At 67.9% G+C, this 21,622-nt stretch carries 20 protein-coding genes; 6 read left to right on the top strand and 14 right to left on the bottom strand.

The annotated features are described in order from the left end of the window. Position 1: 1 nt before the first annotated feature. Entirely contained in the window at positions 2-1,093 is a 1,092-nt protein-coding gene (locus AC3IFE_RS09095; protein ID WP_089469678.1) for a porin, read from the top strand. A gap of 151 nt (positions 1,094-1,244) precedes the next feature. Here AC3IFE_RS09095 and AC3IFE_RS09100 read toward each other — a convergent pair whose 3' ends face one another. Next, positions 1,245-2,207 (bottom strand): quinone oxidoreductase family protein, encoded by a 963-nt coding sequence (locus tag AC3IFE_RS09100; RefSeq protein ID WP_489190301.1) that lies wholly within the window; start codon positions 2,205-2,207, stop codon positions 1,245-1,247. A 31-nt stretch (positions 2,208-2,238) separates the two neighbouring features. Continuing rightward, complete coding sequence (locus AC3IFE_RS09105; RefSeq protein WP_089469676.1) at positions 2,239-2,490, bottom strand: hypothetical protein; 252 nt, start codon at positions 2,488-2,490, stop codon at positions 2,239-2,241. A 96-nt stretch (positions 2,491-2,586) separates the two neighbouring features. Between AC3IFE_RS09105 and AC3IFE_RS09110 the strand changes: the two genes are divergently transcribed. Then, on the top strand, positions 2,587-3,378 hold the full coding sequence (locus tag AC3IFE_RS09110) for an AraC family transcriptional regulator (protein WP_489190302.1): 792 nt from the start codon (positions 2,587-2,589) through the stop codon (positions 3,376-3,378). Positions 3,379-3,457: 79 nt separating this feature from the next. Here AC3IFE_RS09110 and hpaI read toward each other — a convergent pair whose 3' ends face one another. The 7 genes from hpaI to AC3IFE_RS09145 are packed head-to-tail and all read right to left on the bottom strand — an operon-like array spanning position 3,458 to position 9,373. Next, the gene (hpaI, locus tag AC3IFE_RS09115; protein ID WP_489190303.1) at positions 3,458-4,264 is read right to left on the bottom strand and encodes a 4-hydroxy-2-oxoheptanedioate aldolase; all 807 of its coding nucleotides are present in this window, start codon (positions 4,262-4,264) and stop codon (positions 3,458-3,460) included. Positions 4,265-4,276: 12 nt separating this feature from the next. Beyond that, entirely contained in the window at positions 4,277-5,080 is an 804-nt protein-coding gene (hpaH, locus tag AC3IFE_RS09120) for a 2-oxo-hept-4-ene-1,7-dioate hydratase (RefSeq protein ID WP_174428989.1), read from the bottom strand. Between the two features lie 20 nt (positions 5,081-5,100). Further along, positions 5,101-5,493 carry a 5-carboxymethyl-2-hydroxymuconate Delta-isomerase gene (locus AC3IFE_RS09125; RefSeq protein ID WP_489190304.1) on the bottom strand — a complete coding sequence of 131 codons (393 nt, stop codon included), beginning with the start codon at positions 5,491-5,493 and terminating at the stop codon, positions 5,101-5,103. A gap of 44 nt (positions 5,494-5,537) precedes the next feature. Further along, positions 5,538-6,386, bottom strand: a complete 849-nt coding sequence (hpaD, locus tag AC3IFE_RS09130) for a 3,4-dihydroxyphenylacetate 2,3-dioxygenase (protein ID WP_489190305.1) — start codon at positions 6,384-6,386, stop codon at positions 5,538-5,540. Positions 6,387-6,433: 47 nt separating this feature from the next. Then, positions 6,434-7,897: a 5-carboxymethyl-2-hydroxymuconate semialdehyde dehydrogenase gene (gene hpaE / locus AC3IFE_RS09135; RefSeq protein ID WP_489190306.1), complete on the bottom strand. Its 1,464-nt coding sequence runs from the start codon at positions 7,895-7,897 to the stop codon at positions 6,434-6,436. A gap of 25 nt (positions 7,898-7,922) precedes the next feature. Further along, entirely contained in the window at positions 7,923-8,687 is a 765-nt protein-coding gene (locus AC3IFE_RS09140; RefSeq protein WP_489190307.1) for a fumarylacetoacetate hydrolase family protein, read from the bottom strand. Then, complete coding sequence (locus tag AC3IFE_RS09145) at positions 8,684-9,373, bottom strand: fumarylacetoacetate hydrolase family protein (protein ID WP_489190309.1); 690 nt, start codon at positions 9,371-9,373, stop codon at positions 8,684-8,686. Before AC3IFE_RS09145 ends, AC3IFE_RS09140 begins: the two co-directional genes overlap by 4 nt. A gap of 153 nt (positions 9,374-9,526) precedes the next feature. On the opposite strand from AC3IFE_RS09145, the gene hpaR reads away from it, so the two are divergent. Then, positions 9,527-9,967 carry a homoprotocatechuate degradation operon regulator HpaR gene (gene hpaR / locus AC3IFE_RS09150; RefSeq protein WP_301737911.1) on the top strand — a complete coding sequence of 147 codons (441 nt, stop codon included), beginning with the start codon at positions 9,527-9,529 and terminating at the stop codon, positions 9,965-9,967. 49 nt (positions 9,968-10,016) lie between these two features. Here hpaR and AC3IFE_RS09155 read toward each other — a convergent pair whose 3' ends face one another. Beyond that, positions 10,017-11,228, bottom strand: a complete 1,212-nt coding sequence (locus AC3IFE_RS09155) for an SDR family oxidoreductase (protein WP_089469666.1) — start codon at positions 11,226-11,228, stop codon at positions 10,017-10,019. 628 nt (positions 11,229-11,856) lie between these two features. Between AC3IFE_RS09155 and AC3IFE_RS09160 the strand changes: the two genes are divergently transcribed. Then, positions 11,857-12,204, top strand: a complete 348-nt coding sequence (locus AC3IFE_RS09160) for a DUF3564 family protein (RefSeq protein WP_089469665.1) — start codon at positions 11,857-11,859, stop codon at positions 12,202-12,204. Positions 12,205-12,619: 415 nt separating this feature from the next. Beyond that, a complete protein-coding gene (locus AC3IFE_RS09165; protein WP_489190310.1) occupies positions 12,620-14,512 on the top strand; it encodes a peptidoglycan D,D-transpeptidase FtsI family protein in 1,893 nt (630 codons plus the stop codon). 27 nt (positions 14,513-14,539) lie between these two features. On the opposite strand, the gene AC3IFE_RS09170 is transcribed toward AC3IFE_RS09165, so the two are convergent. The 4 genes from AC3IFE_RS09170 to AC3IFE_RS09185 form a co-directional block, all read right to left on the bottom strand. Then, positions 14,540-16,255, bottom strand: a complete 1,716-nt coding sequence (locus AC3IFE_RS09170; protein ID WP_489190312.1) for a cation:proton antiporter domain-containing protein — start codon at positions 16,253-16,255, stop codon at positions 14,540-14,542. A 208-nt stretch (positions 16,256-16,463) separates the two neighbouring features. Next, positions 16,464-17,891, bottom strand: a complete 1,428-nt coding sequence (locus AC3IFE_RS09175; RefSeq protein ID WP_089469662.1) for a cytochrome c — start codon at positions 17,889-17,891, stop codon at positions 16,464-16,466. Beyond that, complete coding sequence (locus tag AC3IFE_RS09180; protein ID WP_489190313.1) at positions 17,888-19,666, bottom strand: GMC family oxidoreductase; 1,779 nt, start codon at positions 19,664-19,666, stop codon at positions 17,888-17,890. Before AC3IFE_RS09180 ends, AC3IFE_RS09175 begins: the two co-directional genes overlap by 4 nt. Next, positions 19,666-20,406, bottom strand: a complete 741-nt coding sequence (locus AC3IFE_RS09185) for a gluconate 2-dehydrogenase subunit 3 family protein (protein ID WP_489190315.1) — start codon at positions 20,404-20,406, stop codon at positions 19,666-19,668. Before AC3IFE_RS09185 ends, AC3IFE_RS09180 begins: the two co-directional genes overlap by 1 nt. A gap of 619 nt (positions 20,407-21,025) precedes the next feature. Here AC3IFE_RS09185 and AC3IFE_RS09190 point away from each other — a divergent pair. Beyond that, entirely contained in the window at positions 21,026-21,610 is a 585-nt protein-coding gene (locus AC3IFE_RS09190) for an RNA 2'-phosphotransferase (RefSeq protein ID WP_489190316.1), read from the top strand. The last annotated feature ends 12 nt before the right edge of the window (positions 21,611-21,622 follow it).

The following is a 21,622-nucleotide window of genomic DNA, read 5'->3' on the forward strand; positions in this document are numbered from 1 at the left end:
AATGAAGTCACGCGCAGAACGTTCGATTCGAGCAGCAGTCCTCACCGGTTCGGCCGCGGCCGCCTGTCTCGCCGCGCCGGCCGCGCACGCGCAGTCGTCGGTCACGATATACGGGATCATGGATGCCGGCATCGAATACGCGAACCATGCGGCGCCGGATGGCGGCAATTCGTTCAAGCTGAAGTCGGGCAACAAGAACACGTCGCGCTGGGGCCTGCGCGGCGTCGAGGACCTCGGCGGCGGGTTGAAGGCGGTATTCCGCCTCGAAAGCGGGATCGATCTGGCGAACGGCGCGTCCGACGACGGCCCCGACTCGATCTTCGCACGCCGTGCGACGGTGGGCCTGAAAGGCAAATGGGGCGAGCTGACGCTTGGCCGCAACTTCACCGTCACGTACGACTACATGCTGCCGTTCGACCCGATGGGTTACGCGCAGAACTACTCGTGGGCGACCTCGTCGATGGCGACCGGCGGCCGCAAGGACGGCCTGTTCACGCGCTCGTCGAACGCGGTGCGCTACGACGGCGAATTCAGCGGCTTCAAGTTCGGTGCGCTGTACGGTTTCGGCAACGTGCCGGGCAGCGTGAAGACCAGCTCCAAGTACGATTTCGCGATCGGTTACGAGACGGGGCCGCTCGCCGCCGTCGTCACGTTCGACCGGCAGAACGGCGCGGCCGACAGCATCACGCCGGCCGATGCCGTCAACTATATTCAGGGCATCCATGCGGGCCTGAGCTACGACTTCGGCAACCTGAAGACGATGGCCGGCTATCGCAATTACAAGCGCACGTTCCGCACCGCGGCGGCGAACCAGTTGAGCGACATGGTTTGGCTCGGCGGGTCGTACCAGTTCACGCCGACGTTCTCGCTGATCGCGGCCGTCTATCACCAGAACATCAAGGGCGGCACGGATGCCGACCCGACGCTGGTGTCGGTGCGTGCGCAATACGCGCTGTCGAAGCGCACGGTGCTGTATGCAGCCGGTGCGTTCGCGATCGCGAAGCACGACCAGAAAGTCGGCGTGTCGCGCGATTTCAACGGGTACGGCACCACGCAGGTCGGGGTCACGGCGGGGATTCAGCAGAGGTTCTGATCCCGGCGTGGCGGGGCGGCGGCGGACAGTCGGCCGCCCGCCTGCCCGCTCTCACGCCACGCGCGACGGCACGACAGAAAACGACCAGCCGCCGCCGCTGCGCGGCCCGATCTTCACCTCGCATCCGGTCCGCCGTCTGCCGATGCGCCGCTCACTGGCCGCGCATCGTGAACACCAACCGTACGACGCTGCTCGCATCGCCCCAATGTTCACCGACCGCCGACAGCGGCACCGTGCGCGTGTCGATCGTGAGGCCTGCCGGCGCAGCCGCATCGAACACACCGCCGATGGCACCCAGCAAGCGCGGCAACGACACGCTGCCGATCCCGCTTCCCATGAGCTCGATCGCGGTCGCCCGCAGCACGGCGCCGGGCACCAGCAGGTCCGCGCCGCCGATCGAGCCGATCTGCACGAAACGCAGCCGCCGCCCGCCGGGGGCCGCCTTCGCGGCGGCGCCCAGCAGCGTCTGCGCGCTGGCGCCCCACAGATAATCGAGCACGACATCCACGCCCGCACGGAAATGCGGTTCGAGCGCCCGAGCCAGATCGGCGTCGTCCTGCTGCAACGACACGACGGCGTCCGCACCGGCCTTCAGCAACGCCTGCAACGCGGCCGCGTTGCGGCCGGTCGCGATCACCTTCGCCGCGCCGAGATGCTTCGCGATCCGTACCGCGAGCCGCCCGGACGTACCCGTCGCACCATTGACGAGCACCGTCTCGCCCGCGACGAACCGCGCGCGTTCGGTCAGCGCCGCCCACGACGACATCCCCGGAATCGCGATCGCCGCGGCGGTGACATCGTCGAGCGTGTCCGGCAGCGGCACGCACTGCGTATCGGGCACGATCGTGCGTTCGGCCATCGCACCGAACGGCACCGGCGCACCGAAGAAGTAGACGCGCCGGCCATCGTCGAGACGCCCCACGCCGTCGACACCGGCGACGAACGGATAGCGTCGATCCGACGAGTAATGCGTGCCGGCCGCGCGCCCCTGCGCGATGCGGCTCAGCGCGGAGGCCGTCACGTCGATCAGGCTGTGGCCCGGCGTCGTGCACGGCGGTTCGAACTCCGTATAAACCGGGCGCTGTCCAGCGCCTTCAACGACTGCTGCTTTCATACTGGTTCCTTCAATTCCGGAGGGTGGGCCTTTATCGCGCCTCGAGCCACGCGCGCAGCTCGGGATCGCGTACTTCCAGCACGTCGAACAGGCCAAGCGCACGCAGTGCAGGCAACGCATCGATCGCGTCGACCTCCGCGCGCGCCCGGTCCGCCGGCGCGGCGTTCGGGTCGATCAATACGCGCGCATTGACCAGAAACGCGCCGACGGTTCCTTTGCGGATCGTCGTTCCGCCGGCATCGACCTGGTTGGCATGGTCGGGAAGCATCTGTTCGGCTCGCATCGCGTCTTACTCCGGTCGTCATCGATGAAACGCAGTCTAGGCGTGCGAACCCGGCCGATCTCCGGTATAACAGCCATTCGATACCGATATCCGGCCATGTCCGATCCACTCCTGCCCGCCCGCTTCGTCACGTCCGACGACGGCCCGTTCGTGGTCGCCGCCGTCCTGTCGCAGCGCGACCCGCGCATCACCGCGCCGCATTCGCATGCACGCGGCCAACTGGTCGGCGCGCTGAGCGGGCTGGTAACGATCGGCCTCGACGACCAGGAATGGGTCGTACCGGCGATCCATGCGATCTGGATTCCGCCGCATTGCCGGCATTCGCTGCGCTCGTTCGGGCCGATTTCGGGCTGGTCGGCGTTCGTCGCCGAAGCCCGCTGCGCGGCGCTGCCGACGACGCCGCGCGCGATCCGCACGACGCCGCTGCTGCGCGAAGCCGTGCAGCGCGCCGCAAGCTGGGACGATTCCGAACTCAATGCCGCGCAGACGCGGATCGCCGACGTGATCCTCGATGAAATCGCGGCCTCGGAAGCCGAAGCGCTGGGGCTGGTCCGGCCGCGCGACCCGCGGCTCGTGAAGATCACCGATGCGCTGGCCGCGGATCTCGCGGACGACCGGCGGCTGGAAGAATGGGCCGAATGGGCCGGCATCGGCGCACGGACGATGAGCCGCCGCTTCGTCGCCGAGACGGGGCTGACGTTCGCGCAATGGCGTCAGCAAGCCAGGCTGCTGCGGGCGCTGGAGCGCATCGCCGACGGCGTGCCGGTGACGACGATCGCGCTCGATCTCGGGTACGACAACGTGAGCGCGTTCATCGACATGTTCCGGCGTGCGCTAGGGACGACGCCGGGAAAGTATATGGAAGCGGCAAGGCACACGGAGGGATAGGTGCCGCCATGCGCCTGTATGAAGCCGCACGGACGGCGAAAGGCCGGCGGTCGGAACACGAAAACCGCCCGCCGCTGCATCAATACGTGCCGTCGCCCTTCTTCACGACATCGCCGCGGCTGACCCTGAACTGCGCGGCGAGCCGCTCCGCGCTCCGTGCCAGCAGCGTCGTATCGACGCCGACCGCGACGAACAACGCGCCCGCTTCCAGATAGCGCCGCGCGGCCGCCTCGTCCGCGCTGAGAATGCCCGGTGCCTTGCCGGCCGCCTCGATCGCGCGGATCGCACCGTCGATCGCAGCCTGCACATCGGGATGCCCCGGATGGCCGAGGTGCCCGAGATCGGCGGCCAGATCGGCCGGCCCGATGAACACGCCGTCCACGCCGTCGACCCGCGCAATCGCGTCGATCGCATCGAGCCCCGCGCGCGCCTCGACCTGCACGAGCACGGCCATCTCGTCGTTCGCGCGATGCAGGTACTCGCCGACGCGATTCCACCGCGACGCACGCGCGAGCGCGCTGCCGACGCCGCGAATCCCGTGCGGCGGGTAACGCGTCGCGGCCACCGCCGCACGCGCTTCGTCCGCGCTCTGCACCATCGGCACGAGCAGTGTCTGCGCGCCGAGATCGAGCACCTGCTTGACGATCACCGGATCGTTCCACGGCACGCGCACGACCGGATGCGACGGATACGGCGCGATCGCCTGCAGTTGCGCGAGGATCGTCGGCACCGTGTTCGGCGCATGCTCGCCGTCGATCAGCAGCCAGTCGAACCCGGCGCCCGCGATCACTTCGGCGCTGTACGGATTCGCGAGGCCGAGCCACAGGCCGATCTGCGCGTCGCCGCGCGCGAGCGCGGCCTTGAAGACATTCGACGGAATCTGCATCGTTCGCTCACCTCACTCGAAGTAGCACTGGATCGTCCCGAGCGGGCCGTAGTCGACACTGAACGTATCGCCCGAACGCGCCGCGCACGGCCGTGTAAACGACCCGCCGAGCACGATCTGCCCCGGTTCCAGCGCGACGTCGAAACGCGCCAGCCGGTTCGCGAGCCATGCGACGCCGTTCGCCGGATGATTCAGCACGCCAGCCGCGACACCGGTTTCCTCGACCACGCCGTTGCGCGACATGATCGCCGCGACCCAGCGCAAATCGACGTCCTGCGGGCGCACCGGCCGGCCGCCGATCACGACGCCCGCGTTCGCCGCGTTGTCGGCGATCGTGTCGAACACCTTGCGCGGCCGTTTCGTATCGGGGTCGATCGACTGGCTGCGCGCGTCGATGATCTCGAGCGCCGGCACGACGTAATCGACCGCGTCGTACACGTCGAAGATCGTGCAGTTCGGGCCGGTGAGCCGCTTGCCGAGCACGAACGCGAGCTCGACTTCCACACGCGGCACGATGAAGCGGCCTGTCGGGATCGTGCCGCCGTCTTCGAAGAACATGTCGTCGAGCAGCGCGCCGTAGTCGGGTTCGTCGATCTGCGACGTGTTCTGCATCGCCTTCGACGTGAGGCCGATCTTGTGGCCCTTCAGCGTGCGGCCCTCCGCGAGCTTGAGGGTCACCCACGCGCGCTGGATCGCATACGCGTCGTCGATCGTGATGTCGGGATGGTCGAGCGAGATCTGGCGGATCTGCGTGCGCGCGCGCTCGGCATCGTGCAGACGGTGCGCGAGCTGGTCGATGATGGCGGGTTCGAGCATGGTCGGATCGGGAATGGGGTTCAGCCGGCCCGCTTGTAGCGGGCGTGAATGTTGTTGTGCTTGTACGAGCCGCTTTCGCTGAACTCGGTCAGTTCCATCGACAGCGCGAGATAGCGTTTCGCGTACAACTCGGCGAAATGGGCCTTGAGCGCGTCGAACAGCGCGTCGCACGCGGCTTGCTTCGTTTCGTCGCTGCGGCCCGCGCCGATCTTCAGCGTCACGTGGACGAACGCGTCGTCCTCCGTGCCGTCGGCGACGCAGTAGTCGTGCAGCTCGATCGCGCGCGAACGGATGCCGCCGGTCGGGAACACGCCGCCCTGCGCGATCAGCGTCGCGTTGATGGTGCGCAGCAGCGCGGGAATGCGCGCGTCGTCGCGGATGTTCGCGGTGTATTCGACGATGATGTGTGGCATGGCAATGCTCCGGTCGGATTCGAAGGCGTGGCGGATGGCAACGCTCAGGGCAGCGGAAAGATCACGTTGATCTGCCCGGTGCCCGAGCTCGCGAAATAGTCGGTGACGATCTCGACGGGCTGGTCGTAACGATCCCAGCCGAGCAGCCCGAGCAGCATCGCCGTGTCGTGCATGCCGCCTTCGCCGTGGCAATGCACGTTGTACTCGGGCAGCATCGCGCAGAAGGTCTTGAAATCGCCCTGCCTCCACAGCTGGACCACGCGCAGGTCGACCTGCCGGAAGAATTCGCGGCTGATCTGGTGGATCGATTCCTCGGGGCTGCCGTTGTCGTTGAAGCGGTGCGACAGCGAGCCGCTCGCGAGGAACGCGACGTTCGAATCGCTCTTCTCGATCGCCTCGAGCAGCGCCTCGCCGAAGCGCCGGCTTTCGTCGAGCGTGTGCCACATGCACCAGCCCGCGATCGACACGACCTTGAAGTGCTGGTCGCCGTTCATGTAGCGCATCGGCACGAGCGTGCCGTATTCGAGTTCGAGGCTGTCGATCTCGTGCGCACGCGTCGCGACGCCGCGCTCGGTGGCCGTTTCCGCGATCAGCCTGCCGAGCGCCGGGTTGCCCGGATACGCGTACTGCATGTCGCGGATGAAATGCGGCAGCTCGTTGCTCGTATAGGTGCCGGCGAACCGCGCATTGCAGTTCACGTGATAGCCCGCGTTGACGAGCCAGTGCACGTCCGACACGACGATCGTGTCGACGCCGAGCGCGCGGCAGCGTTCGCCGATCACCTGGTGGCCGCGGATCGCCGCTTCACGGCAGCCGTGATGCTTGCCGGGCAATTCCGACAGATACATCGACGGCACGTGCGTGATCTTCGCGGCGAGGGACAGTTTGCCCATCGTTCAAGTCTCCGTATGATTCTTTGCGGCGAATCGCTCCGCGCCCGTCACACGCCCCAGCGCGGGACGTGATGCGAACCCATCGAGATGCACACGTTCTTGATTTCCGCGAACACCTCGAAACTGTACTCGCCGCCCTCGCGCCCGGTGCCCGATTCCTTCACGCCGCCGAACGGCTGGCGCAGGTCGCGCACGTTCTGGCTGTTCACGAACACCATCCCGGCCTCGATGCCGCGCGCGAGCCGATGCACCTTGCCGACGTCCTGCGTCCAGATGTACGACGCGAGTCCGTACGCCGTGTCGTTCGCGAGCCGCAGCCCGTCGTCTTCGTCGTCGAACGGGATGATGCACGCGACCGGTCCGAAGATCTCTTCCTGCGCGATGCGCATCCGGTTGTCGACGTCGGCGAACACGGTCGGCCGCACGAAGTTGCCGTGGCGCAGATGATCGGGCAGCCCGGCCGGCTTGTCCGCGCCGCCCGCGACCACGCGCGCGCCTTCCTGCTCGCCGATGCGGATATAGCCCGTCACCTTCTCCCAGTGCTGGCGCGTGATCATCGCGCCGAGATTCGTGCCCGGATCGGTCGGATCGCCGACCACCAGGTTGTTCGCGCGGCGCGCGAATTCCTGCACGAAGCGGTCGTAGATCGTGCGCTGCACGAAGATCCGCGAGCCCGCGGTGCAGCGTTCGCCGTTGATCGAGAAGATCGTGAACAGCGACGCGTCGAGCGCGCGGTCGAAATCGGCGTCGTCGAAGATCAGCACCGGCGACTTGCCGCCGAGCTCCATCGAATACTTCTTGAGGCCGGCGCGCTCCATGATCCGCTTGCCGGTGACCGTGCCGCCGGTAAACGACACCGCGCGCACGTCCGGATGCCGCACGAGCGCGTCGCCGGCCGTCGCACCGTAACCCTGCACGACGTTCAGCACGCCCGGCGGGATGCCGGCTTCGAGCGCGAGCCGGCCCAACTGGTCGGCCGTCAGCGGCGACAGCTCCGACATTTTCAGCACGGCCGTATTGCCGAGCGCGAGGCACGGCGCCGTCTTCCACGTCGCGGTCATGAACGGCACGTTCCACGGCGACACCAGCGCACACACGCCGACCGGCTGGTACAGCGTGTAGTTCAGCATCTGATCGTCGACCGGATAGGTGCGGCCGTTCATCTGCACGCACACTTCCGCGAAGAAATTGAAGTTCTCGGACGCGCGCGGAATCAGTTGCTTGCTCGTCTGCGCGATCGGCAGGCCGGTATCCTGCGTCTCCAGCGCCGCGAGCATCGGCACGTTCTTCTCGATCAGTTCGCCCAGCTTGCGCATCAGCTTCGCGCGCGCCTTCGCCGGCGTGTTCGCCCATTTCGGGAACGCTTCCTTCGCCGCGCGCACGGCCGCGTCGATCTCGGCCTCGCCGCCCGACGCGACGTCGGTGATGACGTCGCCCGTCGCCGGGTTCAGCGTCGTGAAGGTATCGCGGCTCTCCACTTCGCGGCCGCCGATCCAGTGCTTGATGGTCATGTGCTCTCCTTCCTTGGCGGCGGCCTCAGCCGGCGCGATAGTAGTCTGCTTCGCCGACGATCGTGTTCACGAGCCGGCCGACCCCTTCGATTTCAGTCACGACCTCGTCGCCCGGCTGCGTGTCCGCCAGCCCTTCGGGCGTGCCGGTCAGGATCAGGTCGCCCGGCGAGAGCGTCATGAAGCTGCTGATGTGCTCGATCAGCGCCGGCACGTCGAACACCATGTCGCGCGTGCTGCCACGCTGCGTCTCCCGGCCGTTCACCGTCGTGCGCAGCGTCAGGTCGCCCGCGTCGCCGATCTCGTCGCGGCTGACGAACCACGGCCCGAGCGGCGTGCAGGTGTCGCGGTTCTTCACGCGCAGGTTCGGGCGGTAGTAGTTCTCGAGATAGTCGCGGATCGCGTAGTCGTTCGCGACCGTGTAGCCGGCCACGTAGTCGATCGCCTGCGCGCGGCTCACGTGGCGCGCGGGCCGGCCGATCACGACGGCCAGTTCGCACTCGTAGTGCATGTGCGCGGCGTCCGCCGGGCGCACGGTCAGCGACCGGTGGCCGACGAACGTGTTCGGTCCCTTCAGGAAGATCAGCGGCTCGCTCGGCGCGTTGAACGCGAGTTCCTTCGCATGGTCGGCGTAGTTCAGGCCGAGCGCGAAGGTCGTGCGCGGCGCGACGGGCGGCAGCCACGCCACGGCGTCCTCGGCCACCACGCGCCCCGTGTCGATGCGGATCGCGCCGTCGCCGGCCGGTTCGGCCGCATGCAGTGCGCCGTTGTAGATCACGCGCGCCGTCTTCATCGTGCCTCCTCCGCCATCAGCGTATGCCGCAACGTGCCGATGCCGGCCGCGGCGATCTCGATCGTGCTGCCCGCGCGGGCATGCGGTGCACCGCCCGCGACGCCGAGCAGCAGCACGTCGCCCGCGTCGAACGACATGAAGGCCGTCACGTCGGCGATCAGCTCGCGCACCGGGCGAATCAGCGTCGCGCTCGACGCGGACGCGGCCACCGCGCCGTCGATCCGCACCGTCAGCCCGATCGCGTCGACATTGGCGAGCGCGGCAGCCGGCACGATCGCCGGGCCGAGCGGGCAGAAGCCGTCACGGCACTTGAAGCGCACGGCCGGACGGTAGTAATCGGGATGCGGCACCGACACGTCGCTCGCGAGCGTGAAGCCGTGCACGTAGTCGAGCGCCTGCGCGGCCGCCACGCGCGTCGCGCGCCGCGCGAACACGACGGCCACCGACGCGCCGATCTCCAGCGCGTCGACGCCGGCCGGCACGACGACGGCGGCGCCGTCGGCCGCATACGTGTTGGCGGATTTGATGTACAGGACCGGCGCCTGCGGCGGCCGGCCGTAAGGCGGTGCGTTCATCGCATCGCCGAGCGCGGCGAGCGCCGCGCGCTCGTTGAGCAGCGCGCCGTAGACCGTACCGATGGCGACCGGCGACGGCGGCGCCGCGGCGATCGTGCAAGACAGCTCCATGCGTCGTTCCCCTGCCGCGCGTCGCGGCGCATCGTCAATACTTAATATCTTAAGTAAACAATCGGGTGCTGGCAACCTCGATTACCCTGATACGCGAAATTCGTCGGCTTCGGCTGTTAAGATTGATGCGTCCCCCGTCCTCTGCTCACCCTGATGAACCGTACGCTCGACCATCGCAACCTGGCCATGCTGCTGCTCGAGGCCCGCGAAACGCTGATGGGCCTGTTTCGCCCGATTCTCAAGGAATTCTCGCTGACCGAACAGCAATGGCGGATCATCCGCGTGCTCGATGGCGAACCGGCGCAGGCGCTCGAAGCCGGGCAGATCGCGAAACGGTGCTGCATCCTGAGCCCGAGCCTGACCGGCGTGCTGGAACGGATGGAACGCGACGGCCTGATCACTCGCACGCGCGCGCAGGAAGATCAGCGCCGGCTGCTGGTCAGCCTGACGCCGCAAAGCAGGAAACTGGTGACGGAAATCGGTCCGCGCATCGACGAGCAATATCGTCAGCTCGAAGCGCGATTCGGCCAGGACGGCCTCGAGGACATCTACCGCGCGCTCGACCGGCTCATCGAGCTCGGCAACCCAGCGTAAAGACGGCGCCCGCCACGTGCGGGAATGGGCGCCGGCACGACGCGGGCGGTCAGTGGACCGCGCCGCGCATCAGCTCGGTCACCGCCACGCCGCGCGACGTGCGCATGCACTCCTCGACATAATCGATGAACGGCAACGGCTCGAAATCGATTTCGTCGCGCACGCGGCGATTGTCGAACACGCGGTCGACCGTCGCGAATTCGCCGCAGCGCTGCAGCGCCCGGCCGATCACGCGCTCGAGCGCCGGATCGGGGCGCCCGAGCACGTCGCGCACGACGAGCGGCAGCTCGGCCGGCGCGCATGCCGCGTAGCGCGGCGCCCCCGTCATCCCCGCCGCCTCGTCCATCGCGCGCACGATCTGCGCGACCTGCGGCGCCTCGTCGCCGGCCGATACGTGATAGACGTCGTGCGCGAGCGTCGGCTTGACGGCCAGCAGCATCGTCGCGCGCGCCACGTCGTCCACCGACACGATGTCGATGCGCGTCATCGGCCGCGCGGTGAAGCGGCGCGCCGCATGCGCGAGCCGGAACATCCAGAACGAATTCGGCGCGGGCCGCGTACCGAGCACCGTGTGGCCGACCACGTGCGACGGCCGCACGACGACGAGCGGCAGCCCGAGCGCGCGCAGGCGCTGCTCCGTCTCCGCCTTCGCGTGCAGGTAGCCGGCCGCGAGCACCGCGCCCGGCAGGCCGTCGTGGGACGGCGGCGCGACGTCGTTCCCCGCGCGCTCGGCCTCTTCCTGCACGATCCCGCCGCGGCCCGCATGCGCGTAAGCCGTACCGACGTACACGAAGCGTTGCAGGCGCGGCACACGCGCAAAGCGTTCGGCGAAGCGCACCGCATCGGCGATATCGGCCTGCAGATGCGCGCCGTCGGCCGGCGACGCATGGCCCGCGCAGTGAATCACGTGCGTCGCGCCGGCCAGGCGCGGCGCATCGGCGCCATGCCACACGTCGCCGAGCGCGCCGACGATCACGTTCGCATCGGTCAGGCGCGACGCCCAGTACGGCGCGAGCCCCGCGCGCAACGCGGCTTCACGCAGCCGCGCGACCGCATGGCCGCGGTCCTGCGCGCGCACGACGCAGACGATGCGTTCGAGCAGCCCTGCATTGACGAGCGCCGTCAGCACGGTGCTGCCGATGAAGCCGGTGGCACCGGTCAGCACCAGCCGGCCGACGTTCGCCGCCGCGACCGGTGCGCTGGCCGGCGATACGAGGCTCGTCCGCCAGTTGAGCGACAACGCGGTTTTCCAGATCAGCACGATAGTCTCCTTCGAAGAACCGGCCGGGCGGCGCGGCGCCCGCGGTTGCGAGCGGCGCCCGGCTCGCCGGCCGGGCCGGGGCTGACGCGCGCCCCGGCGGCTCCCGATCGGGCATGCGATCGCGCTCTGGCAAGAGGCGGCGGCAGCCGGCGCGGACGGGCGTCCGCGGCACAGGATCGGGAAGCTCCCAGTGTGGCGCCCGACCGCACGCAAGTCTGTCCCGAAAGTTTCGTGAAAGTGTGCCGATTTGTACGCGATTGTCGGAGTGTGTCTTGCCGGCCGCGTCAGATCGACGAAACGTTCGCTCCGGCTGCATTCGACGCGTGCCGAAAGCCGCCGATCGCCCCGGCTTCGACGGCGGCCGTGCGCGACAGATCGCCGCGGCGGCCGGCCCCGTCATCCCATGTCCGGCCGGCCGGGCGCGCCCGGCCGGCCACCGCTGGCGCCGGAATCGCCCGCCTGGGCTGACGCGTCGGGAATGACCATGAATCGTCAGACGTCCTTTCATCTGAAACCGGAATGGACGCAATACGGATTTATTGCGGATTATCACTTGCGTTTCACACCAGTCTATCTAGACTGTTCAAGTCAAAACGGTCGAATGTGTCTTTTTTCAGGAGACGATGCAATGCGCCTCACCATTCGGATTAACGGCAGCGAATCGGCAACCCGGCATTCCTTCGCGGTCTTGTGGGTCGATACCGACGAAGGTCTGTGGTCGCGCGAGGCACATCAGGGCATCGACCTTCCGACTTGGGGCAAGGTCCGCGACGTCGAGGGCGCGATGGCGCTCTGCGCAGCCGACAGCGGCAACGCCGTCTGCCAGCTGAAGGGGCTGTCGTTCGATGCGATGCGGCGCGAACAGGGCCCCGCGGTCCTCGCGGGCGAGCACCCCGACGGCGCGTGGCGGCTGCAGGCCGTGGATACCTGCACGACCGAGCCGGAATACCGGGAATTTATTTCCGTCGCCCGATAGGTATTATTGACATCTATCGTCTGCGGTTTTCGGGTTTATTCCGGTGGCAGTGATTTTCATTTCGATATTCAGCGTCAATGGCGCCTCCGTTCGAGGCGCTTTTTATTTTCGAGATTAGAGAAATAATCGCCACGCGGGCAATTGATCGTCCGCCCGGGATGATCGCGACCGAGCAATGCCGGAGAGCGCGTACCCGGGTCGGCATGCGATGGATCGTCCGTGTTTCATCCTCCGCACTCACTGCGGAGTCCAGCGTCGGCCGGCTCTTCTCCCTTTCCTCCGTGTTTCCGCTGGCCTGCTCTGCGCCTTTTTGCGGGGCCTGAACATACTTTTCCCACACGGTGTTTACTCATTTATTACAATCCCATTATTCAGACTGACCAGCCGCCGTCCGGCGGCCCGACCCGGCCATTGCATGAGCGTGAAAAAGAAGACCCACCCTGCCGATCCGTACGCAGCGGCGACCAAGAATCCGATGCTCGCCGCGCGCCTGCCGATGTGGCGCTCGCGGCTGATCGTGGTCGTCGTGTTCCTCGCGTTCGCCGCGCTGATCGCGCGCGCTTTCTGGGTGCAGGTCGCGAACCAGGATTTTTACGTCGGCCAGGGCCAGAAGCGCTATCAACGCACGATCGAGCTCGACGCGATGCGCGGGCGCATCGTCGACCGCAACGGCGCGATGCTCGCGGTCAGCCTGTCGACCTATGAAATCTGGGCGAACCCGAAACAGGTCGCCGACACCGATTACCCGCAGATCGCGAAGCTGCTCGACCTGCCGCTCGCCGAGGTGAAGCGGCGTCTCGGCAACGACAAGACGTTCGTGCTGCTCAAGCGTCAGGTCGACGCGGACACCGCCAGCCGGCTCGACAAGCTCGCGATCGACGGCATCACGCAGATCGCCGATTCGAAACGCTTCTACCCGGAAGGCGAATCGGCCGCGCACGTGGTCGGCTTCACGAACGTCGAGGACAAGGGCCAGGAAGGTGTCGAGCTCGCGGCGAATGCGCGCCTGCAGGGCACGTCGGGCCAGCGCGAGGTGATCCGCGACCGGCTCGGCCGCATCGTGTCGGACACCCGCCCGCTCGTCCCCGCGCAGCACGGCGCGACGATCGAACTGACGATCGACCGCCGCATCCAGCAACTCGCCTTCAGCCAGCTCAAGGCGGCCGTGATCGAGAACAACGCGCTGGCCGGCAGCGTCGTCGTGCTCGACGCGCAGAACGGCGAGATCCTCGCGCTCGCGAACTATCCGACCTTCGACCCCAACGACCGCGCCCGCCTCACCGGCCAGCAATTGCGCAATCGCGCGGTGATCGACACGTTCGAACCGGGCTCGACGATCAAGCCGCTCGTCGTCGCGCTGTCGATCGACGAGCGCAAGGTCACGCCGAACACGATCATCAACACGTCGCCGGGCACCTACAAGATCGGCCCGGCGGTGATCCACGACACGTCGAACCACGGGTCGCTGACGGTGTCGCAAGCGCTGCAGAAGTCGAGCAACGTCGCGCTCGCGAAACTGGCGCTGAACCTGCCCGCCGAAACGATCTGGAACAAATACCAGGAGTACGGGATCGGCCGCGCGCCGGAACTGACCTTCCCGGGCGTCGCGTCGGGCCGGCTGCGCGGCTACAAGCGTTGGCGGCCGATCGAGCAGGCGACGATGGCGTACGGCTACGGGCTGTCGATGTCGCTGCTGCAGATCGCGCAGACCTACACCGCCTATGCGGGCGACGGCACGCTGCACCCGGTGTCGCTGCTGAAGAACGGCACCGACCAGCAGACGATCGACGCGCACCGCGGCCATCGCGTGACGTCGCCGCAAACGGCCGCCGCGATCCGCTCGATGCTCGAGATGGCGGTCGGCGAAGGCGGCACGGGGCGCCGCGCGCGCGTCTACGGCTACCGGATCGGCGGCAAGACGGGCACCGCACGCAAGCAGGTCGGCGCGAGCTATGCGAAGGGCAAGTACCGCGCGCTGTTCGCGGGGATGGCGCCGATGAGCGACCCGCGCCTGATCGTCGCGGTGATGATCGACGAGCCGCGCGGCAAAGGCTACTACGGTGGCACGGTGGCCGGCCCGGTGTTCGCGTCGGTCACGAGCGGCTCGCTGCAGTTGCTCGGCGTGCCGCCCGATGCGCCGGTCGAACCGGAGAAGAACGCGCCGGCGCAGGCCGCCGCGGCGCAGAAAACGGTCGCGGCGCCGAAAGCGGCGGCGCCGGCAACGACGACCGTCACGCAGAAACCGTCGGCATCGTTGAAGACGGCCGCGCAATCCGGCGCGCCCGCGAAGGCAGCTACCGCCGGCTGACGATGCCAGGCGCGATGCCGCGCGCCGTCAATGCGCGCCCGCGACCGGCTTCGCCATCCGGCCGAGCACGTGCTCGGTCATCCCGCGTGCGAGTTCGGTCTCGCCCATGAACACGGTGCCGATGCCCTCGCTCGACAGCAGCGCGGCCTCGTCGCCGCTGTTCGTGCACAGGACGACCTCGAGCGCCGGGTTGAGCGTGCGCGAGATCTCGACGATCTGCCGCACGTCGAACACGTCGGGCAGCGTGACGACCAACATCCCGGCGCGGGCGATATGCGCCTGCACGAGCACGATCGGCTCGATCGCGTCGCCCGACACGGCCGCGGCGCCGTCCGCGCGCAGCTTCTCGACGAGTTCGCGATTCTGCTCGACGACGACATAGGCGATGCCCCGCTCGTCCAGCGCATGCGCGATTCGCGCGCCGACCTTGCCGTAGCCGACGATCACGACCTGCCCGGTCAGATGCGTCTGCGGCGTCGACATCGGCAGCGCGGCGAGCGGATCGTCGCGCGCCTCGAGCTTGCGCGCGAACGCCGAATGCTTGCGGATCCACGCGAGCGCCGGATCGATCATCGCGAACAGCAGCGTGTTCATCGCGATCGAAATCAGCGCGACCGCGAGAATCAGGCTCTGCCCTTCGGCCGACAGCAGCCCGAGCGCACGGCCGAGCCCCGCGAGGATGAACGAGAATTCGCCGATCTGCGCGAGGCCCGCGCCGACCGTCAGCGCGGTGTTCAGCGGATAGCGGAACGCGATCACGAGCGCGACCGCCGCGAGCGTCTTGCCGATCAGCACGATCGCCGCGACCTCGATCACGTGCAGCGGCTCCTCGATCAGGACCTTCGGGTCGAACAGCATGCCGACCGAGATGAAGAACAGCACCGAGAACGCGTCGCGCAACGGCAGCGTCTCGTCGGCCGCGCGCCGGCTGAACTCCGACTCGCGCATCATCATCCCCGCGAAGAACGCGCCGAGCGCGAACGACACGTCGAACAGCTTCGCCGCGCCGAACGCGATGCCGACCGCCGCGGCAATCATGCAAAGCGTGAACAATTCGCGCGAACCCGTGCGCGCGACGAGCCACAGAATGCGCGGGAACACACGCTTGCCGACCACCAGCATCAGCGCGATGAACGCGGCGACCTTCAGCATCGTCACGCCGAGCGTGCCCCACACGCTGCCGCCGGCCGCGTGCGCGTCGCCGGGCGGCGTGCCGCCGAGCAGCCCCGCCACCGGCGGCAGCAGCACCAGCACGAGCACCATCACGAGATCCTCGACGACCAGCCAGCCCACCGCGATGCGCCCGTTGACCGTCTCGACGAGCCCGCGCCCTTCGAGCGCGCGCAGCAGCACCACCGTACTCGCGACCGACAGCGCGAGCCCGAACACGAGCGCCGCACCGAGGCTCCAGCCCCAGGTGAGCGCGAGCGCGCCGCCGAGCACCGTCGCCACGGTAATCTGGACGATCGCGCCCGGCAGCGCGATCTTGCGCACCGCGAGGAGATCGCCGAGCGAGAAATGCAGGCCGACGCCGAACATCAGCAGCATCACGCCGACTTCGGCGAGTTGCTGCGCGAGCGACAGATCGCCGACGAAACCGGGCGTGCCGGGGCCGATCACGATTCCGGCGAGCAGATAGCCGACGAGCGGCGGCATTTTCAGCAGCGATGCGAGGTAACCGAAGATCATCGCGAGACCGAAACCGGCCGCGAGCAACGCAATCAGGCTGACGTCATGAGGCATCCCCCCTCCCAAGCTCTTGTAACTATTTAGTAAGGTTCAAGAGTGAAAGGATAAGGGATGAGGCGAAAGAATGGCGCGCAGCCGCGAAAATTTCACGCCGCTGCGCGCGGTGCGGGGTACAACCCCGCCGAAGGGAAAGGCGTCGCGGGTCCGGCCGCACGTCGACGTGGGGCGGCCAGCAGGCGGGGCTCGCGCCCCGCCGCTCCCGTCAGCGCGACGCTTGCGGGAACCGCGCGCCCGGCGGCGGCTCGGGCCGTGTCGACGGTACGCTCTTGCGCACCTTCGCGACCTGCGCGGGCGTCACCGGCGCGCCCGTGTTGCCCCAGCTCGTGCGCACGAAGTTCGACACGTCCGCGACTTCCTGGTCCGACAGCCGCCAGCCGAACGGCGGCATCGTGAAGGTCGACGGCGCGGTGTGCGTGCCCTGCAGCGCGCTGCCTTCCAGCACGACGTGGATCAGCGACGTCGGATCGTCGCCCTGCACGACCGGGTTGCCGGCGAGCGCCGGGAACACGCGCGTGTAGCCGTGGCCGTCGCTGCGATGGCAGGCCATGCAGTTGTCGCGGTAGACGGCGGCGCCCGGCTTGCTCGCGTCGCCGGTCTGCAACGCCTTCGCCGCGGCCGCGTCGTACACGTGCGGCTGCTCGCCCTGCACGCGCGGCGGCAACGTCTTCAGGTAGCGCGCGATCGCGTTCAGGTCGTCGTCGGTCATGTGCTGCATGCTGTGACCGACCACGTCCGTCATCCCGCCGAACGCGGCCGTGCGCAGCGTACGGCCGGTCTTCAGGAACTGCACGATCTCGGTCTCGTTCCACGCGCCGAGGCCCGTGCGCGGCTCGCCGCGCAGGCTCGTCGGCACCCAGCCATCGATCGCGGCGCCGCCGGCCAGGAAGTCGAGGCCATCGGCGTCGGTCAGCCCGCGCTCCTGCATCGTCGGCGCGCGCGGCGTGTGGCATGCGCCGCAGTGGCCGAGCCCCTGCACCAGATACGCGCCGCGCGCGACCACCGGGTCGGTGTACGACGCCGCGTCGAACGGCTTCGGCGACGGCGCGAACAGCTTGCGCCAGATGCCGAGCGGCCAGCGCATCGACAGCGGCCACACGATGTCGACCTTGCGGTTCTCGTGCTCGACCGGCGCGACGCCGTGCATGAAGTACGCATAGAGCGCCTTCATGTCGTCGTCGGTCAGCCGCGCGTACGACGGGAACGGCATCGCCGGATACATCGTGTCGCCGTTCTTGCGCACGCCTTCGCGCACCGCGCGAGTGAAGTCCTCGTAGGTCCAGCCGCCGAGGCCCGTCTTCGCGTCCGGCGTGATGTTCGTCGAGTAGATCGCGCCGATCGGCGTGTCGAACTTCAGCCCGCCCGCAAAGGGCTTGCCGCCGCTCGCGGTGTGGCAGGCGATGCAGTCGCCTGCGCGCGCCAGATATTCGCCGCGCTTGACGAGGGCCGCGTCGGCGGACTGGGCGACAGGTGCGGCCGCCGGGCCCGAAGCCGCGGCCGGCGAGGACGCCGGCTGCGCGGACGCGGCGCCGCCCGCGAAACCGAATGCCGCCCATGCCGTGCCGATCGCCAGCGCGCGCCGCAGCGGGGAAACCGGGCGCGCCGCGTTGTGGTCGTTCATCGTCCTCTTCATACGGTCACCAGCGGGGCGGGATTCTTCAGGTATTGCTCGCGGATCGCACGTGCCGACCAGTAGGCCAGCGCCGCGATGATCCCGGTCGGGTTGTAGCCGATGCCCTGCGGCAGCGCCGATGCACCCATCACGAACACGTTGTGCACGTCCCAGCACTGCAGGTAGCGGTTCAGCACGCTCGTCTTCGGGTCGGTGCCCATGATCGCGCCGCCGACGAGGTGAGTCGTCTGGTACTGGCGCGAGTCGAAGTGCTTGCCGAACTCGCGCGTCGACACGCCGATCGCCTTCGGCCCCATCGCCTCCGCGATCTTCTTCATCTGCCCGGTCACGTACTGCGCCATCTTGATGTCGTTGTCCTTCCAGTCGAACGTCATCCGCAACAGCGGCTGGCCGTACGAATCGCGATAGGTCGGATCGAGGTCGAGATACACGTCGCGGTACGACATGTTGGTGCCGTGCGCGTCCATCGAGATCGTGTGCGCGTAGTTGTCCTTGACGGCCTTCTTCCACGCCGAGCCCCACTGCGGCGTGCCGGGCAGCGTCGCGATGCCGCTGATCGGCTTCACGCCGGCCTGGTTCACCCACAGCGGCGAACCGCCGACGAAACCGAGCGGGCCGTGGTCGAAGTTGTCCGCGTTGAAGTCGTCCACCGCGACGCCGTTGCCGCCCGCGCCGATGAACGGATTCGTGTAGGTATCCTTGTCGAAGAACGCCTTGATCGTCGACAGGTTCTGGTACGCGAAATTGCGGCCGACCACGCCTTCGCCCGAGATCGGGTCGTACGGCTTGCCGATGCCCGACAGCAGCAGCAGGTGCACGTTGTGATACTGGAACGCGGCCACGATCACGAGATCGGCCGGCTGGTGCACTTCGCGCCCGGCCGGATCGACGTAGTTCACGCCGGTCGCGCGCTTCTTCGTATCGTCGAGGTCCACGCGCAACACGTGGCACTTCGAGCGCAGCTCGAAGTTCGGCGCCTGCTTCAGCGCGGGCAGGATGTTCAGGTTCGGCGACGCCTTCGAATACATGTAGCACGCGTAGCCGCTGCAATAGCCGCAGAAGTTGCACGGGCCCATCTGCACGCCGTACGGGTTCGTGTACGGCCCCGACGTGTTCGCCGATGGCAGCCGGTACGGATGCAGGCCGAGCGAGTGCGCCGCATCGAAGAAGCGCTGCGCCGAATACGTATTGAGCTGCGCGGGCAGCGGGAAGTTGTCGCTGCGGTTCGCCTCGAACACGTTGCCGTCGCCAACTACCTTGCCGCCGACCTTGTATGCCTGCCCCGACGTGCCGAACACCTTCTCGGCGAAATCGAAATGCGGCTCGAGCTCGTCGTAAGTGACGCCCGTGTCCTGGATCGTCATCCCTTCGGGGATGAACTTCTTGCCGTAGCGCTCTTCATAGTGGCTGCGCAGGCGCAGCTCTTCCGGCGTGATCCGGAAATGCACGCCCGACCAGTGCAGCCCCGCGCCGCCGACGCCTTCGCCCGGCAGGAACGCCGCGAGCTGCCGGTACGGCAGCGCGGTGTCCTGCAGGCCGTGGCGGATCGACACGGTCGTCTTCGACAGGTCGAGGAACAGCTTCTTGCGGATGTTGTAGGTCAGCTCGTCGATCGTGTTCGGATACGCGCCGTCCGGATAGGTGTCGCGATATTCGCCGCGCTCGAGCGCGACGACGTTCAGGCCCGCTTCGGTCAGTTCCTTCGCGAGAATCGCGCCGGTCCAGCCGAAGCCGACGATCACCGCATCGACGTGCGGCTTCTTGTCTGCGGCCATCAGCTGCGCTCCCCGTTGATCGAGACGGGGCCGTACGGATAGGGCTTGCCGCTCTGGTTGACGAAATCCATGAAGTCCGCGCGCGCGCCCGGGAAACCGATCATCTTCCATGCGGCCATGTCGCGATTGCCGCCATGCACCGGATCGCAGAAGTAGCCTTCGCGCGTGTTCTGCAGCAACTGGCCGAGAAACACGCCGGGCGGGACGTCGTCGATCTGCGCGCCGCCCTTCTCCAGCGCGCCGAGCACGGCGTCGCGCGTCGGCGCGTCGAGATCCGCGAACGCGTTGCCGTGCGCCTTCTCGCAATAACGGTTGACCGCTGCGATGCCGAGCCGGTAGATGTCGCGCGGCACCAGCTTCAACTGGTAGCCGAGCTCGGGCACGCCCTGCTGGAACGGCCCCTGCATGTACCACGTCGCGCCGTGCGCATACGGCGTCTCCATCTGGCGATCGATGAATTCGGGCACGCCGGCCTCGAGCGCGCCGGGGCCTTCGGCGTCGGCCGGAATCAGCCGGTCGACGGCGGCCTGGACGAACGCCCATTCCTTCGCATCGAAAAAAGTCGGCTTGTACGGCGCGCGGTCGGCGCTGGCCGCGGCAGTGGACGCGTTGCCGGCCGTCGTCGCGGACGGCGACGACGAGCGCAGGTCGCAGCCGGCGACCGACGCGATCGGCACGAGCGCGACCGATGTGCGCAGGAAACGACGACGCGAATTGGGTTTGTCAGGTGGCGTGGACATGGTCGGATGTTGATCGTTGGGGATCGGGGTTCGGACGCGCGCATTCCGCACGCCGCGTGCCCGGCAGGCAGCCGTGCCGCAAGCGGCCGGTCGCCCTGTTCTTTCGTGTGTTGCGCGCAACGTCGATGCAGGCGTCCGGCCGCGATGCGCAAGACGCCGCCATTGCAGCCGCGCGGCGCGCCCGGATGCCGGCAGCGTGCACGCGGATCGACCTCTTCGCGGGCCTATCGTCGGACAAATACAAGCATCGGCTCGCATCTGCCCGTCATCGCCCATGACCCTTGTTCAACTTAGACGTCACATCGGCCCACGGCAAGCGCAACGCGCACGACCTTTTTTCGAGCCCGGCGACGCGTGCCGCGAATTATAAATGGAACCGGTTCCATTACTAGAGGGTTCAATGCAATTCACTGCATCGAAATCGGCAACAATGGGGAATCCGGACGCCGGAATGTGCAAGGACGGCGAGATGGCGGACAGCATCGCCGGTCGGGCGAAGGATCGGGTGGCGGCACGTCGGGCGAAGGATCGGGTGGCGGCACGCGCGTGTCGATTTCCGGCGACGCCCGATCAGATGACGGCATCGAGTGGCAGCGCGCTCTGGTAGCCTCCGCATCTCATGAATACCCAGAAAAACAAATCACCGGCGCCGGATGCGACCGGCATCAGCCAATTCCTGAGCTACCTGTTGCGCCACGAGCCGCAGGCCATCGGCCTGCAACTGGACGCCGAAGGCTGGGCCGATATCGATGAACTGATCGCGGGCGCCGCCCGACACGGGCGCCGGCTCGATCGCGCGACGATCGAAAGCGTGTGCGCCACCAACGACAAGCAGCGCTTCGCGCTGTCGGACGACGGCCGGCGCATCCGCGCCGTGCAGGGTCATTCGACGCCCGTCGTGCAGCGCCGGTATCAGGCCGCGCAACCGCCCGAGCGCCTCTATCACGGCACGGCGACGCGCTTCCTCGATTCGATTGGCGCGCAGGGGCTGAAACCCGGCGCCCGTCATCACGTGCATCTGTCGGCGGACATCCACACGGCGCTGGCCGTCGGCGCGCGCTACGGCGTACCCACGATCGTCGAAGTCGATGCGCGGCGCATGCACCGGCAGGGCCATACGTTCTTCGTCGCCGAAAACGGCGTCTGGCTGACCGATGCCGTGCCGGCCGAATACCTCGAGTCGATCGATACGCGCACGGCATGAGCCGCGCGCCAG

It is taken from the genome of Burkholderia sp. APQ4-4ca (genome assembly GCF_057837105.1).

Bases quoted from the DNA above. Each gene is read 5' to 3' on its own strand.
- AC3IFE_RS09095 (WP_089469678.1), top strand. From the start codon at position 2: ATGAAGTCACGCGCAGAACGTTCGATTCGAGCAGCAGTCCTCACCGGT.
- hpaH (WP_174428989.1), bottom strand. From the start codon at position 5,080: ATGCTCGAACCCGCCATCATCGACCAGCTCGCGCACCGTCTGCACGAT.
- hpaE (WP_489190306.1), bottom strand. From the start codon at position 7,897: ATGACCATCAAGCACTGGATCGGCGGCCGCGAAGTGGAGAGCCGCGAT.
- hpaD (WP_489190305.1), bottom strand. From the start codon at position 6,386: ATGGGCAAACTGTCCCTCGCCGCGAAGATCACGCACGTGCCGTCGATG.
- AC3IFE_RS09110 (WP_489190302.1), top strand. From the start codon at position 2,587: ATGTCCGATCCACTCCTGCCCGCCCGCTTCGTCACGTCCGACGACGGC.
- AC3IFE_RS09170 (WP_489190312.1), bottom strand. From the start codon at position 16,255: ATGCCTCATGACGTCAGCCTGATTGCGTTGCTCGCGGCCGGTTTCGGT.
- AC3IFE_RS09185 (WP_489190315.1), bottom strand. From the start codon at position 20,406: ATGTCCACGCCACCTGACAAACCCAATTCGCGTCGTCGTTTCCTGCGC.
- AC3IFE_RS09190 (WP_489190316.1), top strand. From the start codon at position 21,026: ATGAATACCCAGAAAAACAAATCACCGGCGCCGGATGCGACCGGCATC.
- AC3IFE_RS09105 (WP_089469676.1), bottom strand. From the start codon at position 2,490: ATGCGAGCCGAACAGATGCTTCCCGACCATGCCAACCAGGTCGATGCC.
- hpaR (WP_301737911.1), top strand. From the start codon at position 9,527: ATGAACCGTACGCTCGACCATCGCAACCTGGCCATGCTGCTGCTCGAG.
- AC3IFE_RS09165 (WP_489190310.1), top strand. From the start codon at position 12,620: ATGAGCGTGAAAAAGAAGACCCACCCTGCCGATCCGTACGCAGCGGCG.
- AC3IFE_RS09180 (WP_489190313.1), bottom strand. From the start codon at position 19,666: ATGGCCGCAGACAAGAAGCCGCACGTCGATGCGGTGATCGTCGGCTTC.
- AC3IFE_RS09175 (WP_089469662.1), bottom strand. From the start codon at position 17,891: ATGAAGAGGACGATGAACGACCACAACGCGGCGCGCCCGGTTTCCCCG.
- AC3IFE_RS09160 (WP_089469665.1), top strand. From the start codon at position 11,857: ATGCGCCTCACCATTCGGATTAACGGCAGCGAATCGGCAACCCGGCAT.
- hpaI (WP_489190303.1), bottom strand. From the start codon at position 4,264: ATGCAGATTCCGTCGAATGTCTTCAAGGCCGCGCTCGCGCGCGGCGAC.
- AC3IFE_RS09140 (WP_489190307.1), bottom strand. From the start codon at position 8,687: ATGAAGACGGCGCGCGTGATCTACAACGGCGCACTGCATGCGGCCGAA.
- AC3IFE_RS09145 (WP_489190309.1), bottom strand. From the start codon at position 9,373: ATGGAGCTGTCTTGCACGATCGCCGCGGCGCCGCCGTCGCCGGTCGCC.
- AC3IFE_RS09100 (WP_489190301.1), bottom strand. From the start codon at position 2,207: ATGAAAGCAGCAGTCGTTGAAGGCGCTGGACAGCGCCCGGTTTATACG.
- AC3IFE_RS09125 (WP_489190304.1), bottom strand. From the start codon at position 5,493: ATGCCACACATCATCGTCGAATACACCGCGAACATCCGCGACGACGCG.